Source organism: Lactiplantibacillus sp. 3062, from assembly GCF_055413545.1.
Genome location: NZ_JBVAYE010000001.1, coordinates 134,434 through 149,915, shown reverse-complemented (window position 1 = coordinate 149,915; position 15,482 = coordinate 134,434). Strand labels below are relative to the sequence as shown.

Annotated in this window: 14 protein-coding genes; 10 read left to right on the top strand and 4 right to left on the bottom strand. The window is 46.8% G+C overall.

Annotated features, from left to right (window positions below):
* Positions 1–87 precede the first annotated feature (87 nt).
* A complete protein-coding gene (locus ACWQAU_RS00665; protein ID WP_013355173.1) occupies positions 88–456 on the top strand; it encodes a DUF1304 domain-containing protein in 369 nt (122 codons plus the stop codon).
* Between the two features lie 112 nt (positions 457–568).
* Here the strand turns inward: ACWQAU_RS00665 and ACWQAU_RS00660 are convergent, their stop codons facing one another.
* The gene (locus ACWQAU_RS00660) at positions 569–1,078 is read right to left on the bottom strand and encodes a YbhB/YbcL family Raf kinase inhibitor-like protein (protein WP_003641932.1); all 510 of its coding nucleotides are present in this window, start codon (positions 1,076–1,078) and stop codon (positions 569–571) included.
* A gap of 30 nt (positions 1,079–1,108) precedes the next feature.
* Positions 1,109–2,305 (bottom strand): DUF2075 domain-containing protein, encoded by a 1,197-nt coding sequence (locus ACWQAU_RS00655; protein ID WP_027821519.1) that lies wholly within the window; start codon positions 2,303–2,305, stop codon positions 1,109–1,111.
* A gap of 109 nt (positions 2,306–2,414) precedes the next feature.
* On the opposite strand from ACWQAU_RS00655, the gene ACWQAU_RS00650 reads away from it, so the two are divergent.
* The 3 genes from ACWQAU_RS00650 (at position 2,415) to ACWQAU_RS00640 (ending at position 4,035) form a co-directional block, all read left to right on the top strand.
* Positions 2,415–2,885 carry an RrF2 family transcriptional regulator gene (locus tag ACWQAU_RS00650; RefSeq protein WP_003646440.1) on the top strand — a complete coding sequence of 157 codons (471 nt, stop codon included), beginning with the start codon at positions 2,415–2,417 and terminating at the stop codon, positions 2,883–2,885.
* 153 nt (positions 2,886–3,038) lie between these two features.
* A complete protein-coding gene (locus ACWQAU_RS00645; protein WP_223843866.1) occupies positions 3,039–3,359 on the top strand; it encodes a hypothetical protein in 321 nt (106 codons plus the stop codon).
* A gap of 103 nt (positions 3,360–3,462) precedes the next feature.
* Complete coding sequence (locus tag ACWQAU_RS00640) at positions 3,463–4,035, top strand: acetyl-CoA carboxylase biotin carboxyl carrier protein (protein WP_027821518.1); 573 nt, start codon at positions 3,463–3,465, stop codon at positions 4,033–4,035.
* A 165-nt stretch (positions 4,036–4,200) separates the two neighbouring features.
* On the opposite strand, the gene rihC is transcribed toward ACWQAU_RS00640, so the two are convergent.
* A complete protein-coding gene (gene rihC, locus ACWQAU_RS00635; RefSeq protein ID WP_011100977.1) occupies positions 4,201–5,121 on the bottom strand; it encodes a ribonucleoside hydrolase RihC in 921 nt (306 codons plus the stop codon).
* A gap of 136 nt (positions 5,122–5,257) precedes the next feature.
* Here rihC and ACWQAU_RS00630 point away from each other — a divergent pair, with 136 nt between their 5' ends.
* A complete protein-coding gene (locus ACWQAU_RS00630) occupies positions 5,258–6,169 on the top strand; it encodes an oxidoreductase (protein ID WP_027821517.1) in 912 nt (303 codons plus the stop codon).
* An 887-nt stretch (positions 6,170–7,056) separates the two neighbouring features.
* Here ACWQAU_RS00630 and ACWQAU_RS00625 read toward each other — a convergent pair.
* The gene (locus ACWQAU_RS00625) at positions 7,057–7,503 is read right to left on the bottom strand and encodes a hypothetical protein (RefSeq protein ID WP_003641939.1); all 447 of its coding nucleotides are present in this window, start codon (positions 7,501–7,503) and stop codon (positions 7,057–7,059) included.
* A 237-nt stretch (positions 7,504–7,740) separates the two neighbouring features.
* Between ACWQAU_RS00625 and ACWQAU_RS00620 the strand changes: the two genes are divergently transcribed.
* The 5 genes from ACWQAU_RS00620 to glpO all read left to right on the top strand — a co-directional run bounded on the left by ACWQAU_RS00620 (position 7,741) and on the right by glpO (position 15,475).
* Entirely contained in the window at positions 7,741–9,267 is a 1,527-nt protein-coding gene (locus ACWQAU_RS00620; protein ID WP_003641940.1) for an ABC transporter permease/substrate-binding protein, read from the top strand.
* Positions 9,268–10,239 (top strand): ABC transporter ATP-binding protein, encoded by a 972-nt coding sequence (locus tag ACWQAU_RS00615; RefSeq protein ID WP_027821516.1) that lies wholly within the window; start codon positions 9,268–9,270, stop codon positions 10,237–10,239. It begins immediately after the preceding gene.
* A 77-nt stretch (positions 10,240–10,316) separates the two neighbouring features.
* Complete coding sequence (locus ACWQAU_RS00610; RefSeq protein WP_024971425.1) at positions 10,317–11,648, top strand: dihydrolipoyl dehydrogenase family protein; 1,332 nt, start codon at positions 10,317–10,319, stop codon at positions 11,646–11,648.
* Positions 11,649–12,113: 465 nt separating this feature from the next.
* Positions 12,114–13,631 carry a glycerol kinase GlpK gene (gene glpK, locus ACWQAU_RS00605; RefSeq protein ID WP_027821515.1) on the top strand — a complete coding sequence of 506 codons (1,518 nt, stop codon included), beginning with the start codon at positions 12,114–12,116 and terminating at the stop codon, positions 13,629–13,631.
* A 14-nt stretch (positions 13,632–13,645) separates the two neighbouring features.
* Positions 13,646–15,475 carry a type 1 glycerol-3-phosphate oxidase gene (gene glpO / locus ACWQAU_RS00600; RefSeq protein ID WP_027821514.1) on the top strand — a complete coding sequence of 610 codons (1,830 nt, stop codon included), beginning with the start codon at positions 13,646–13,648 and terminating at the stop codon, positions 15,473–15,475.
* The last annotated feature ends 7 nt before the right edge of the window (positions 15,476–15,482 follow it).

The following is a 15,482-nucleotide window of genomic DNA, read 5'->3' as shown; positions in this document are numbered from 1 at the left end:
ATAAAGACAAGTAAGTCTGTATTTCTACAGTTTAGGCGCAGTAACTGGTACAATTCAAGTAAGGACCGAAAAAAGGAGGGGATTAGGATGCACGTTGCAGCAATGATTATGGCGATCTTGGTTGCCGTTGAACATTTATTTATTTTGTGGCTGGAAATGTTTAATGCGGATAGTGAAATGGCCGCAAAAGCGTTTGGAATTCCACGGCAAACGCTACAGTCGCCGTCAGTGCAATTATTGTTTAAAAATCAAGGGTTATATAACGGTTTCTTGGCCGTCGGTATTTTATACAGCTTGTTTGTGATTCCGGCCGTCGCGAGCGTCGGGGCAACCCTGTTTTTCTTAGCCTGTGTGATGGTTGCCGCGGTTTATGGTAGTATTACTGTCAGTCGCGCGATCGTCGTGATTCAGGGGCTACCGGCATTAATTGCGTTTATTCTGATGTATTTTGCTTAGCCGGTTCTTTGAAGTAATGCAATTATATTAGTGTTAATAAAAAACGTTGCTACGTGATTCTGTAGCAACGTTTTTGGTTGTTTAAGCTATCCATATTATATGGCAGATTGGATTACACTTTGCCAATGACCGTCGTTTTAGCAGTTGCTAGCACGTGACCGGCAATGGCATCATGGAATTCGTTGAGCCAGTATCCAGGTTGGAGGTCTAACTCAGTATCAAGTGCAAATAGTTTAAATGAATAACGATGATCCTTGTCAGGCGGATACGGGCCGACGTAGTGTTGGCTAACTTTCGGATCAGTCTCGTGAACATAGGCGCCCGCTGTGGAATTATTACCTTGGACCATCGGAATAGCACCGGTCTGACTGGCATTTTCAGGGATGTGGGTCGTGGTTGCCGGTAAATTGGCGGCAATCCAATGAATCCAGGTGAAGCCACCTACCGGAATTGCATCGTGGTCAACGAAAGTGAACGCCAGTGAATGGGTGCCAGCTGGCACATCACTAATGTCAACGGGAAACGAGATGATGGGGTGGCCCTTATACGTTTGGGCAACGGCCGCTTGTTTGGAATAGGTGGCTGCAAGGGCGCCATTGATGGTCGGAATTGATAGTTGCATTGCAAATCCCTCCTCGTGTAATTAGTCTTATTATAACGCTAATAGTCGCTGGCGTAGTGCTGGGTCAACCGCATAAATATAAAGCCCATAACGACCACGTTTCATCAAGACGTTGATTGAGTTAAAGATAATCTGCTGTTTAAGGGGACGCAGATCGCCTAAGTCTGTCCGGTTTTTGAACGCTTCTTGATCTTCATAGCGTTCAGGGCGAACGACAATCTGATCATGGTCTTCATCATAGCCCACAGAAGGGCCGAGAATGACCCCCGCATAATTCAAATCAAACCCTTGAATGGTATAAATAGAACCAACTTCATTCAGTGTCTCAGGTCGTAAGGCCCAAGGATCATCAGTTAAGTTGACTTTATCCCACGGAAGCTTCAATTGTCCGGCCGTCACGTACCAAGTGCCATGATTAACGACGTACGGGAAGTCAGCGGTTGCCACCATCCGAGCGAGTCCATACTGCTGGTCGCGTTGTTTGATCAGGTCGTATAAGGGTTGCCCATCATCAAAAAAGCGTAGATCAAAGTTATCGCTAACGGGTTTTGGTTGTAATTGCCCGCGGGTAAAACCATCGATCCAGTCGACAACATCGGCGCCGCCAGTGACCCGAAATTGCTCGTCTAAGTTGTAGTTCGCGTGCGGGTACTGGTCTAAAAATGGCTTGAGATCGTTGCTGTGCCAGTAGCTCTTTAACTTCAAGACTTGACGGGTGTCGAAGACGAGGACAACGACGCGACTATGATTGATCAGTTCCGTTAACTGGTTGTGACCTGTAAAGCGGTTATAGCGGTCTGGTTGCGTGAGTAATAGGTGCGCTTCGTCGATAAAAACAACGTCTGCTTGCCGGTGTTCTTTTGCCAACCGGTTGATCAACGGAGTGGGCTTTTGGAAGTCTTTTTTGCGCAAGACGGGATCTTCACCAGCTAAGCGCTTATAAATTTTGAGCATTTCATTGTGATTGACGACGAGATAGTTGTCAGTGGCCTGCAAATCGTTTGGTGTCAAGCTACAATTGAGGGCTTGTAGCCGAGCAAACGCGGCGGCTAATACGGCACTCTTGCCAGTTCCTGCATCACCATGAATAACAAAGAGGCTGGGCTGCTTTTGCTGGCGATGGGTACGGATAAAAGTTAATAGTTGGTGCTCTAATGATTGTTGTGCCGGTGACAACGCAGCTTGATCATTTAGCTTGAACGTTGCGGCACTGATTGTAGATGACATATTTTTTCACTCCCAAACACATTATACCTGCATATTGGGGCTAATTGAAATGAGAGTCATTACAGTTGGTGGTAGAATAGAATTATGACAAAGTGTGGGAGGAAGTAACATGAAACTTGATTTTTCGGTGGCGGTGCATAGTATCCTGTACCTCGATGCACACCGTGATAGTAAGGTCGCTAGTCGGGAACTCGCGCAGTCACTGCATCTTAACCCGGTGATGATTCGCAATATTTTATCAGTTCTACATAAGCATGGGTATTTAACGGGGACGGTTGGTAAAAATGGGGGCTACCAATTAGACTTGGCGTTGGCCGATATGAACCTCGGCGATCTATATGATTTGACCATCCCGCCAACAATTAGCTATGCGCGCTTCATTACGGGACCATCCAAAACGGATGAACAGGCTGATCAATCCCCGATTGCGGCCAATATTAGTGAAACGTTGACGGATTTATTTACAGTAGCTGACCGTCAATATCGGGCTTACTATCATCAGTTTACGATGGCTGATTTACAAGCCGACCTGAACCACCACGGTACGTTTTTACAACACGAACAAGATTCAGAATCTTAAGTAAAAAGCGTTACTTGATTGAAAAATAAGGCGATTTTCGTTAATAACCTTAATTTGAAACGGGTTTGCCATTCAGGATTGTCAGGGCTAATTATCGGTGCTATCTTAGATGTCATTATGAAAGTGGCATTGAGATTGAAAGGGGCCTTGGCAATGACAGCACGGTTAGTGTTAATTCATGAAGTTGGTCGTTATCGAGAATTATCGGAACAACGGTACTGGTTAGAATCCGCCGATTTTTGGGGTGTCGATGGGCGTGGCGCGACGGTCAATGAGGCCATCGGTAACTTTTTGACCAACCTCGTGCAATATTGCCGCGACTATTACCAACGCGGCTTGTGGCAACTTGATGATCGGTTGTTACAGCTAGATCACGTTGATACAGTGTTAGCGTACGCGCAGGCAGGTAAGTCACCAGCACCATTATTTTTGTTTAAATTAGTTCCGGCGGATCATGAGTTGGCGTCTGCTTAATCGAAATATTGACGAATTCTTAAAGAAGCGTTCATACTTCCACCACACTCCTGCGCTAAACTATGCGGTATAATCAAAGCGTAAATTAATTGGAGGGTGTTGTATGGAATTAGATAAGATTTATCAGTTAATGGACAAGTTTGAACAAAGCAGTTTAACTAGTTTTGAGTATCGGGACCAAGATTTTGAAATTCAAATGGGTAAGAAGGGACACGGCAAGACGACGGTGACTCCGCAGCCGACGCCACTTCCCAATCAGCCGGTGATTGACCCAACGCCGGTCACACCGACACCGGTCTCAACGGTTAGTACCCCAGTTGTTGCGGAGGCGGAACCAACCCCAGTGGCGACCAGTACGGCTAGCAATCCGACGAGCGTTGTAACACCTGATCCTGAACCAGAACCGGCGCCAATCGATCCTAAGGAATGCGTGACGGCACCGGTCGTCGGAATCTATTACCCAGCGCATTCTTCAGAAGAAGCGCCATACGTTAAGTTAGGCGACCACGTTAGCGTTGGTCAACAAGTCGGTCTCATTCAAGCGATGCAGATGATGCGGCCCGTGGTTGCTAAGCAAGCGGGGACGGTCAAGGCCTTCCTAGTGAAGAATGGTGAAGAAGTCAACTTCGGTCAACCATTGATTCAATTAATCCCAGATACACCGGATGACATTTAATCAGGTACAATCAGTGGTTGCTGAGCGTATTAAGCACTTTGAGTAGCACTATGTCTTGATAAAAGCGTGACACAAATTAAAAATGAACCACTTCAAGCGCACATGATAGTTGTGCAAGCTGAAGTGGTTCATTTTTTAGCTTAATTAATGACGATTGGTAGTGGTTTATTTAGATTGGTCAATGGCTGCCACGGTTTCTAGGAACCATTTATTGAAAGCCGCCGCATCAATATCGACACAAACGGTCGCGTTGGTTTTGCCGTCATGGTAAGCACCACGAATATCGCCAACGGTCTCGCCATTAGCGGGGCCCTCCGTCTGGACATCAATCCACATCTTTTCAGTCGTGAAGGCTTCTGGATGTAGTAAGTAGAAGAGCGTATTGACATCATGCATCGCAACGCCAGTCTGGTTGCGGTCGTTGTAATGACCAAAGAGGGCGTGGAGCATTTCGCCAGTTTTACCGAGGGTCGGTAACTGTTCAATCGATTTGCGCGTTAAAAGGGCCTTCATCGTCACGTCTAAGCCGACCATGGTAATTGGAACGCCGGATTGGTACATGATTTCAGCCGCGTGCGGGTCGGTAAAGACGTTGAACTCTGCGGCGCTGGTCATATTACCTTTGCCTAAGGCCCCACCCATCGCAACGATTTCTTTAATGTGTGGCATTACTTCGGGGTAGGTCTTAAATAAGAGCGCAATGTTGGTATAGGCTCCCGTTGGCACTAACGTAATCGGTTGTTCAGCAGCCATGATGTAGTCACGGAGCGCTTCAACGGCTGTTTCTGGTAATGGTTCCGCAAGGTCAGTCGGGAAGTCGTAACCCGGCATTCCTGAAACACCGTGAATTCGGACGGCATCTTCAAACGGTTTGATCAGCGGTTGGGCAGCCCCACCCGCTACGGGAACGTCACTGTTAAAGAAGCGCGTTAGTTTGAGCGCATTCAGCGTCGTTTTGTCGACCGTCACATTGCCGGCGACCGTTGTAATTAATTGTAAGTCCAAGTCAGGATGATTTAACGCAAAGGTAATTGCGGCGGCATCATCAATACCAGGGTCAGTGTCCATGATAATCTTTGTTGACATGTTCATTCCTCCAATTAAATTGACGTGCTTGAAATTAGTTCTATTTTAGCATACTACGGGCAATGAATTCGATTGCAATTGTGAAGGGTTTGACGTAGCATGACAGTAAATACAGTTAACGATGGAGGAACGGATTATGAGTCAACCACGGGTCATCTTAATTACGGGCGCATCTTCGGGGATCGGTAAAGCAACTGCTTTGAAGTTACAAGCTCAGGGGAACATTGTGTACGGAGCCGCACGGCGGATTGAAAAAATGACGGATTTAGCAGCGGCTGGAGTGCACGTTTTAAAAGTCGACGTGACGGATGAAGCGACGTTAATCGCGGCTGTCAAGACGATTCAGGTCGAACAGGGGCGCATTGATGTCCTAATCAACAATGCGGGGTATGGCTCATACGGTTCCTTGGAAGACGTTCCGGTCGCAGAAGGCGAGTACCAATTCAAGGTCAATGTCTGTGGTGTGATGCGGTTGACACAATTAGTTTTACCGTTGATGCGGGCACAACATCGTGGTCGGATCATTAATGTTTCTTCAATTGGGGGAAAGATCTATCAGCCTTTAAGTGCTTGGTATATGGGGACCAAACACGCAATTGAAGGGATGAGCGATTCGTTACGGATGGAAGTCGCACCATTTGGTATAGATGTTGTCATCGTTGAACCTGGTGGAATCAAGACTGAATGGGCTGGAATTGCGGAAAAAAAGCTGTTGGCAGTTTCCGGTGAAACGGCTTATCATGAACAAGCCGTTAAGGTCGGTGCGATGCTGTCATTGTTCGATCAGTTTGCTTCCAATCCGGGAGTGATTGCTAAACTGATGGTTCGCGCTGTCAATGATGTGAAGCCCAAGACTCGCTATCACGCAGGTATGGGCGCGGGGGTCTCATTAACGGCTCGTCAGTGGTTGAGTGATCGTCAGTTTGACCGCATGATGAACTCAGCCGTCAATGGTGCGGCTAAGCTGTCAAAAGTTACGCGGCGTAAGGACCGGCGAACCGGGAGTCGGCATTATCGGCATGGAAAAATACCCGCTGATAATAATTAATCTGAATAATGATGCTAAGAAGCGAGCCTAACGATCACAGTTGTTATTGTGGTAGGGGTTCGCTTCTTTATTTCAAGTCTAAACTTTAAGCTTCCCCCATGTAGTATGGGAGAGATAGGGTCTCGTTAGTTATTATTTTAGCTGGTGCTTGGATGCTGACAAGCAGGTGGATTCCTGTTCGTCAGCAATGATCGTCCGATCCCGACCTCCGGGGCTGGGTGACAATTGCTGGAACGTAAGCCGACATCGATTTGAGCCCGTGCACAACCCGCCCGGTCTCAAATACGAGTCTTATTCTAAGCCGGAAGAAAATCACTTCCGCCTAAGAATAATTTGGCTACTGAGCATTGTCACCCAGCCCCTCCAGTCGGTAAGCCGCTCGAATGGCTGATGAACGGCCACTTAGCTTGGTGCAATTGGTCACTGACTATTTTGATGATGGAACCTTAAAAGAAACGTTAGGGTTACGTTAACCACTTTGTTGAAACGTTTGATTATTACTATGGTGATTCCGAAATAGTAAGCTATCACAATGTCACTTTCTGCCTGACAATTGCTCGACAAAATTACTGTTTATGAAGAACAATGATGAGTCCAATAAAAGTTGGTGCCTCACCGTCAGCCATTCGAATACTATCCCGACTGGAAGGCGTTTCTGACAATGCCCAGTGGTGAAATTTCACTTAGCAAGCGTCTTGTGCTTGGTTAGTGAAAGGCCAGTATTTGAGACGTGGTGTTTCGGCTTAAATCTGTGCCCACCACGTTCCGGCAATTGGCAGAAATGCCTGGAAGTCGGTGTAGGACGAACTAACCAAACATGTTTACGCTAACCCGAACTTTTCCAGCGGGCCTAAGCTGGCTGCTTTGGACTTAGGTTTGCACCGCCATTATAGCTTCGTCATCACCGCCGTTAGCGTAGTCGTTGCGGTGGTCATCACGGGATCGTCCACGGGGTGGTAGGTGATGGTGAGGTTGGGAAATTCTTCGATAATGGGAATCAGCGTTTGCCATTGGGGTAGGTCTGGTTGGTCGGCTTCGGGAACGTCCCAGTTGTTTTGCCGCCAGCTTAAATAACGTTGTTCGCTAATAACCGCCGCCACTTGTTCAGTTGTGGTGTGAATATGAACGGGTAAATCATGACGTTTCAACGTGGCGAGTGCGGTGGTCAGAGCACTCAAGGCCAGTGAAGTTTCGGTATGTCCGTAGCCACCGTCGTTTAGCGCCTTTTGATGGTCAGCATATCGCAGAATGACGACCCAGGCAGCGGGGGTCGTTGCGGTGATGTTGGTCGATTGGTGGTTGGTACTTGCAAGGTAAAGATGAATCGTAGCCATTGTTGGGGCCTCCTTAGTTGTAATGATAATCCATTGAGTGGTTCATCTAATAGTTTCGTAAAAACTAGCCAGCTTCATTTTAAATTAATGAATAATTTTAACATGAAACTACAATAGTTACAAAATTTAGTGAATTGTCAGTGCGTATTACTATGATTTTTGGCGGATTATGCTACGATTAAATACATGGATAATTAAGAAGTTATTAAGTAATAAAGGTGAGCACTGGAGGTTAGCATGCAGACATTAATACAGACGTTTATGGATCGACGCGGGGATTTGCTGACTGCGCTATGGCAACACTTGGGGATTTCATTAGCATCATTAGTCATCGCAATGGTAATTGCGATTCCGTTGGCTATTTGGGTCGTTCGACGACCACGGTGGGCCGAGGGATTGTTACAACTCACGAGTGTCTTACAGACGATTCCGTCTTTGGCACTGTTAGGGTTATTGATTCCGTTAGTTGGGATTGGAACGGTGCCAGCAGTAATTGCGCTGGTGATCTATGCTTTACTGCCAATTTTTCAAAATACTTATTTGGGTATCTCAGAAATTGACGCCTCAATTGAAGAGGCCGCCGATGCCTTTGGGATGTCACGAATGCGTAAGTTGTTTAAAGTTGAACTACCCATTGCCCTACCACAGATCATTGCTGGGATTCGGACCGCGCTCGTCTTAATTATTGGGACGGCTACTTTGGCCGCTTTGATTGGTGCTGGGGGTCTCGGGACCTTTATCATGCTCGGTATTGACCGTAATGATACCTCGTTATTATTGATTGGGGCTATCTCATCAGCATTGTTAGCAATTCTGCTGAGTGCGCTCGTTCGGTGGTTTCAAACGGCTAAACCACGCCACGCCTTAATCGTCTTTGTCGGTATTTTAGCTTTACTTGGTGGTGGCGGGGCTTATAGTGTCTATGCCAATCGAGTTGAAACAATTACGATTGCAGGTAAACTTGGTTCCGAACCAGAAATCTTGATTAATATGTATAAGCAGCTGATTGAAGCTGAAGATGAACACGTTCATGTGACGCTCAAGCCTAACTTTGGCAAGACCACGTTCTTATTCAGCGCGTTAAAGAATAATCAGGTTGATATTTATCCTGAATTTACTGGCTCGGTGCTGGAGACCTTAGTTAAGGGAAATAACCCAGCTGGTCAAACAGCTAACCAGACCTATCAGCTCGCCAAACAGCGCCTCGCTAAACAGGAACAAATGACTTACTTGAAGCCGATGCAGTATAACAATACGTACGCATTGGCAGTGACTAAGAAATTTCAACAAGAACATCATTTGAAGACAATCAGCGACTTAACGCAAGTTGAATCGATTCTGAAACCCGGAATGACCCTAGAGTTTATTGATCGTAATGATGGCTTAAAAGGAATCAAGAAGACTTATGGGTTAGACGTGACTGCCAAGTCGATGGAGCCGGCGCTACGCTATGAAGCCATCAGTAAGGGGAAAATCAACTTGGTAGATGCCTATGCGACGGATAGTGAATTACGGCAGTATCACTTGGCCTTATTGAAGGATAACAAGCACTTCTTCCCAACGTATCAAGGGGCACCGTTGATGAAGACGAGCTTTGCCAACAAACATCCTAAGGTCGTTAAAGCGTTGAATAAGTTAGCAGGAAAGATTTCAGAAACTGATATGCAAGAAATGAACTATGAAGTCAATGTTAAGAAGCAGTCCGCTTCGACGGTTGCACATCGCTATCTTGTGAAGCACGGTTTATTGAAGGAGGGACGTTAAATGACAACGGCAATTGAATTTCAACACGTCCAGAAAGACTTTAATGGGCAGACCGTGATTCCCGACCTTAATTTAACGATTGACCAGGGTGAGCTATTTGTTTTGGTAGGGACTTCTGGGAGTGGCAAAACGACGTCACTTAAAATGATCAACTGCTTAGAGCCACTGACGGCTGGTAAAATCCTAGTTAATGGTACTGATACAACCACGATACCAGTCCGAAGTCTACGGTGGCAAATGGGGTATGTCTTACAGCAAATTGCCTTGTTCCCAACGATGACGGTGGCGCAAAATATCGCCGTGATTCCAGAAATGAAAGGGACAGCTAAGAAGGAAATTAATCAAACGATTGATGAGCTATTGGCGGAAGTTGGCCTCGATCCAAAGGAATACCGTGACCGGATGCCGTCAGAATTATCCGGTGGTGAGCAGCAACGCATCGGTATCTTACGGGCGATTGCGGCGCAACCAGATATTGTTTTGATGGATGAACCATTTAGTGCGTTAGACCCCATCTCGCGGCAACAATTGCAAGACTTGGTCTTACGGCTACACGCCCGCTATCACAACACGATCGTCTTCGTGACGCATGATATGAATGAGGCGTTGAAGTTGGGTAATCGGATCGGTGTCATGCAACACGGTCAGTTAATACAAGTCGATACGCCGGCTGCTCTGGCTCAGCATCCAGTGAACGACTTTGTGCGGAACTTCTTTGGTGCGAGCCGAGCTAAAAATGTCTATGATGTCTACGTTGGGCGTGTAGGGCTTATTCAGGGTTATCTCACAGAAAAACCCAGTGTTGCGAGTGGTCGGATTCAATCGTTAGACGTTCAAGCCACGTTACGCACCGCCTTTACGGCATTGACAGATCACGATTATGTGGCGGTCACGGAAGAAAATCGGGTTGTTGGCTATTTGGATCGCCAACGAATCGTGGCTTACTTGAGTCAACATGAAGAAGTATCTTAATCGTCAATTAAGGATAAATCAGTTACACTAGGTTGTGATAATTGATGGTCGCTAATGAATTTAAGGAGGAATTTCGAATGGCGGAACAGTACGATGTTGTTGTGATTGGTGGCGGACCAGCCGGCAATGCCATGGCTAGCGGATTAAAGGCTCAGGGCAAGACAGTGTTGATCGTTGAAGCGGATCTGTGGGGCGGCACTTGTCCTAACCGCGGTTGTGACCCTAAGAAAATCCTGTTAAGCGCCGTCGAAGCGCGACAAGCGGCGCAACATTTACAAGGGCAGGGCCTGATTGGCGCGCCCAAAATTGATTGGCCAGCACTGATGGCGCATAAACGAGGCTATACGGATGGCATCAACGATGGGACGTTGAACGGACTAACGGGGCAAGATATTGCGACGTTACATGGCCAAGCACACTTTCAATCCGACAATCAGTTAGCGGTCGGGGATCGAGTAGTCAGTGCGACTGATTACGTGATTGCTACTGGTCAGCGTCCAGCGATTCTACCGATTACCGGGCACGAATACTTTAAGACGAGCACTGACTTCTTAGATTTGGACCAGATGCCTAAACGCGTGACATTCGTAGGTGGTGGCTACGTAGGATTTGAATTGGCGACGATTGCGAATGCCGCTGGCGCTGATGTGCACGTGATTCATCATAATGACCGCCCGTTAAAAGCTTTTGATGCAGATTTGGTTAAGGATTTGATGGCCGCAATGACGGCTGATGGAATCACGTTTGACTTGAATACGGATGTCCAAGCAATTACTAAAACGGCGACCGGTCTACAATTGACAGCTGATAATTTCGAGCTGACAACGGATCTGGTCATCAGCTCAGCGGGACGGATTCCGAACGCGGACCAGTTAGGTCTAGCCAACGTGGGCGTTACCTTTGATCGGCATGGGATTCAAGTCAATGATCATTTGCAGACGGCCAACCCGCACATTTATGCCATTGGGGATGTCAGCGATACACCGGTACCGAAGTTAACGCCAGTTGCAGGTTTTGAAGCGCGTTATCTGGTCGGTGAGTTGACGCATCCCGGCGCAGCCATAAAGTATCCCGTTGTGCCAACGCAGGTTTTTGCAGCGCCCAAGTTAGCGCAAGTCGGGATCAGCGCGGCCGCGGCGACTGAGCATCCAGATGAGTATCGTGTCAATACACTTGATATGACGAAGTGGTTCACTTATTACCGCTTTGGCGCACAACAAGCCCAAGCTAAAGTAGTGGTTGCTAAAGCGAGTGGGCAGGTTGTGGGTGCTACCCTTCTAAGTGATGTTGCCGACGAGATGATTAACTACTTCACGTTGTTAATTGAAAAACACGTGACTTTACCAGATTTACAACGGTTGGTATTGGCTTACCCAACGCCGGCTAGTGACTTACAATATTTGTATTAATGTGTGGTTGAATTAAATCAAAGTCCAGCTATTCAGCTTAACTGAATATGTCAGCACTAACGGAGTGACCAGGAATGACCGGCCACTCTTTTTTTGTTTAACCGGCGTTTGGAGTGGAATACGGAGGCTAAATGATGTCGCAAACAGACGGTCGTCATTTTCGTTGTGCGACTATCTTGGCGTGTAAGTACTGTGAAAAAATGTCAAAATTGTAGCTCGTCGCGGTGGCACTAATGTTAGTAAATTAATTATTTTATAGAACTAGAAGCGATTGCTTAAATGCTACGATGCTTGCTATGGCAGTATCGAACTGTGACATAGTACAAACTAGTTTTAAAGTAAATTCAATTGTGCAAAATTTAATTTATGCAAATCTATTCACAAAACGGTCGCGACATGGTATGATTCAATCATCAATTATGATAGCGTTTTCATAAAACTGTTATGACTAAGGAGTGACACACCATGACCGACAAGTACATTATGGCAATTGACGAAGGGACAACCAGTACCCGCGCCATTATCTTTGACCATGCGGGCCATAAAGTGGCCGACTCACAACGGGAATTTCCACAATATTTCCCGCAGCCGGGCTGGGTCGAACATAATGCCAATGAAATCTGGAATGCTGTCTTGTCTACTATTGCGAATGCCTTCATTGAATCGGGAATCAAACCCGCTCAAATTAGTGGTATTGGAATTACGAATCAACGGGAAACAACCATCGTTTGGGACAAGCAAACTGGCTTGCCAATCTATAACGCAATCGTGTGGCAATCACGGCAAACCGCGCCGATTGCTGAGAAGCTGGTTAAAGATGGTTATGGTGATTTGATTCATCAACATACGGGACTCGTCACAGACGCTTACTTCTCGGCAACTAAAATTCGCTGGATCTTAGACCACGTGAAGGGGGCCCAAGAACGAGCTGAAAAGGGTGAATTACTCTTTGGAACGATCGATACGTGGCTCCTATGGAAACTTACCGGTGGGGCCACCCACGTGACGGATTATTCCAATGCCAGTCGGACGATGCTCTTCAATATTCATGATTTGAAGTGGGACGACCAGATTTTGCAATTATTAAATATTCCAGCGGCGATGTTGCCAGAAGTTCGCACTAATTCTGAAGTTTATGGCAAGACCAAGGACTACCATTTCTTTGGGTCGGAAGTTCCAATTAGTGGGATGGCTGGTGATCAACAAGCGGCCTTGTTTGGTCAACTGGCGTTTGAACCGGGAACCGTGAAGAATACTTACGGGACTGGGGCTTTTATCGTGATGAACACCGGTGAAAAACCCCAATTATCTGATAATAACCTATTGACCACGATCGGTTACGGCATCAACGGTAAAGTGTACTACGCCTTGGAAGGGTCAATTTTCGTTGCCGGTTCAGCGATTCAGTGGTTGCGTGATGGAATTCGCCTGGTTGAAAGCGCTCCCGATTCTGAACGGGCGGCGCGCGAATCGCATAATGAAAATGAAGTCTATGTGGTTCCGGCCTTTACTGGTTTAGGGGCACCATATTGGGACTCTGAAGCACGTGGCTCAGTCTTTGGCTTGACGCGTGGCACGACTCGTGAAGATTTTATTAAAGCAACCTTGCAAGCATTGGCTTACCAAACGCGGGACGTGGTTGAAACAATGAAGAAAGATTCCGGTATTGAGATTCCAGTATTAAAAGTTGACGGTGGCGCTGCTCGTAATGACTGGTTGATGCAATTTCAGGCGGATATCTTGGATACGCAAATTATGCGGGCTGCTAATCTGGAAACGACAGCGCTTGGTGCTGCCTTCTTAGCCGGGCTTAGCGTTGGTTATTGGCAGGATTTGGAAGAATTAAAAGCGTCGTATAAGTCCGGCACGAGTTTTGACCCTGAGATGGGGCCAGCTGAACGGACGAACTTATACGAGGGATGGCAGGCAGCGGTCAAAGCGACCCAAGTCTTTAAGCACACCCCATACCACGCAGGAAAATAGAGGAGGACAACAACATGGCATTTTCAGCAACGACGCGTCAACAAAATATTGAACGCTTACAAAATGAAACGTTAGATTTACTCGTTATCGGTGGTGGGATTACCGGTGCCGGTGTCGCCATTCAATCAACCGCAATGAACATGAAGACCGGGTTGATCGATATGCAAGACTTTGCAGAAGGAACTTCATCACGGTCGACGAAACTGGTCCATGGGGGTATTCGTTACTTAAAGACGTTTGACGTGGGGGTAGTCGCCGATACCGTTAAAGAACGGGCGGTCGTCCAGGGGATTGCGCCACACATTCCTAAGCCCGACCCAATGTTATTACCGATTTATGATGAGACGGGAGCGACCTTCGACCTCTTTTCTGTTAAAGTGGCGATGGATCTGTATGATAAGCTCGCCGAAGTTAAAGATCCTAAATTCACCAATTATACCCTTTCACGCGAGGAAGTCTTACAACGGGAACCACAGCTGAACCCTAAACATTTAGTTGGTGGCGGTGTTTACCTTGATTTTCGGAATAATGATGCGCGCCTAGTGATTGAAAACATTAAGAAGGCTCACGAAAATGGTGGGATTATGGCAAGCCATGTGAAGGCGACCGGCCTCTTACATGATGATGATGGCCGGATCAATGGTATCACCGCTGAAGACTTATTGACTGGTGCATCGTTCGAGATTCATGCCCGAATCGTCATCAATACGACCGGTCCATGGTCAGACACGATTCGTAAGATGGACCATACTGAAAAGTATCAATCCCAGATGCGGCCAACCAAGGGTGTACATTTAGTCGTTGACGCTGAGAAACTCCCAGTGCCACAACCAACCTATTTTGATTCTGGTGATCAAGATGGCCGGATGATCTTCGTGGTGCCACGTGAAAACAAGACGTATTTCGGAACGACTGATACGGATTACCATGGTGATCTGAAACACCCGACCGTTACGCAAGAAGATGTTGACTACTTGTTGGAAATCGTCAACCGTCGCTTTCCAACTGCTAAAATCACCTTAGATGATATTGAGGCTAGTTGGGCCGGATTGCGGCCACTGATCGCCGCTAACGGTAGTTCCGATTATAACGGTGGTAATTCAGGAAAAATCAGCGATAAGAGCTTCAAGGAAGTTATCAAGGTTGTTGATCAGTTTGAAAGTCAGGAAGCCAGTCGTGAAGATGTCGAAAGTGTCCTGAATGACTTGGAAACTTCCTTGGCAGAGGACAAACTCAGTCCGTCAGCGGTTTCACGCGGTAGTTCGTTGACTAGTAGTCCAGACGGGCTGTTGACCCTTGCTGGTGGGAAGATTACTGATTACCGTAAAATGGCTGCGGGTGCCATGGCGCTGATTGCCAAGATTTTAGCAGATAAGTATGATGCCCACTTTAATGAAATCAATTCGAAGAACCTCCCCGTTTCTGGTGGCGATATTGATCCGCACAACGTGGATGCAACGATTGCATTTTATGCTAAACAAGGGACGGATAATGGTTTGACGAATGATGAAGCGTTGCGGATTGCAAATATGTACGGTTCCAATGCTGCGCGGGTCTTTAGTTTGATTGGTAAAGTTGAACCGACGCATGGTCTGAGCTTAGCCGAAACGATTAGCTTACGTTATGCTTTGGATGAAGAAATGACCCTGACGCCAGTCGACTACTTGCTGCGGCGCACTAACCACTTGTTATTCATGCGAGATACGCTGGATAGCTTAAAGGATGGCGTCATAGCGACAATGGCCGATTACCTTGGTTGGGATGCTGCAACGGTCAAAGCACAAACCGAATTATTGAATCAGACGATTGCTGAATCGGACTTAACAGCACTGAAGCAGGGCTAAGGAATGG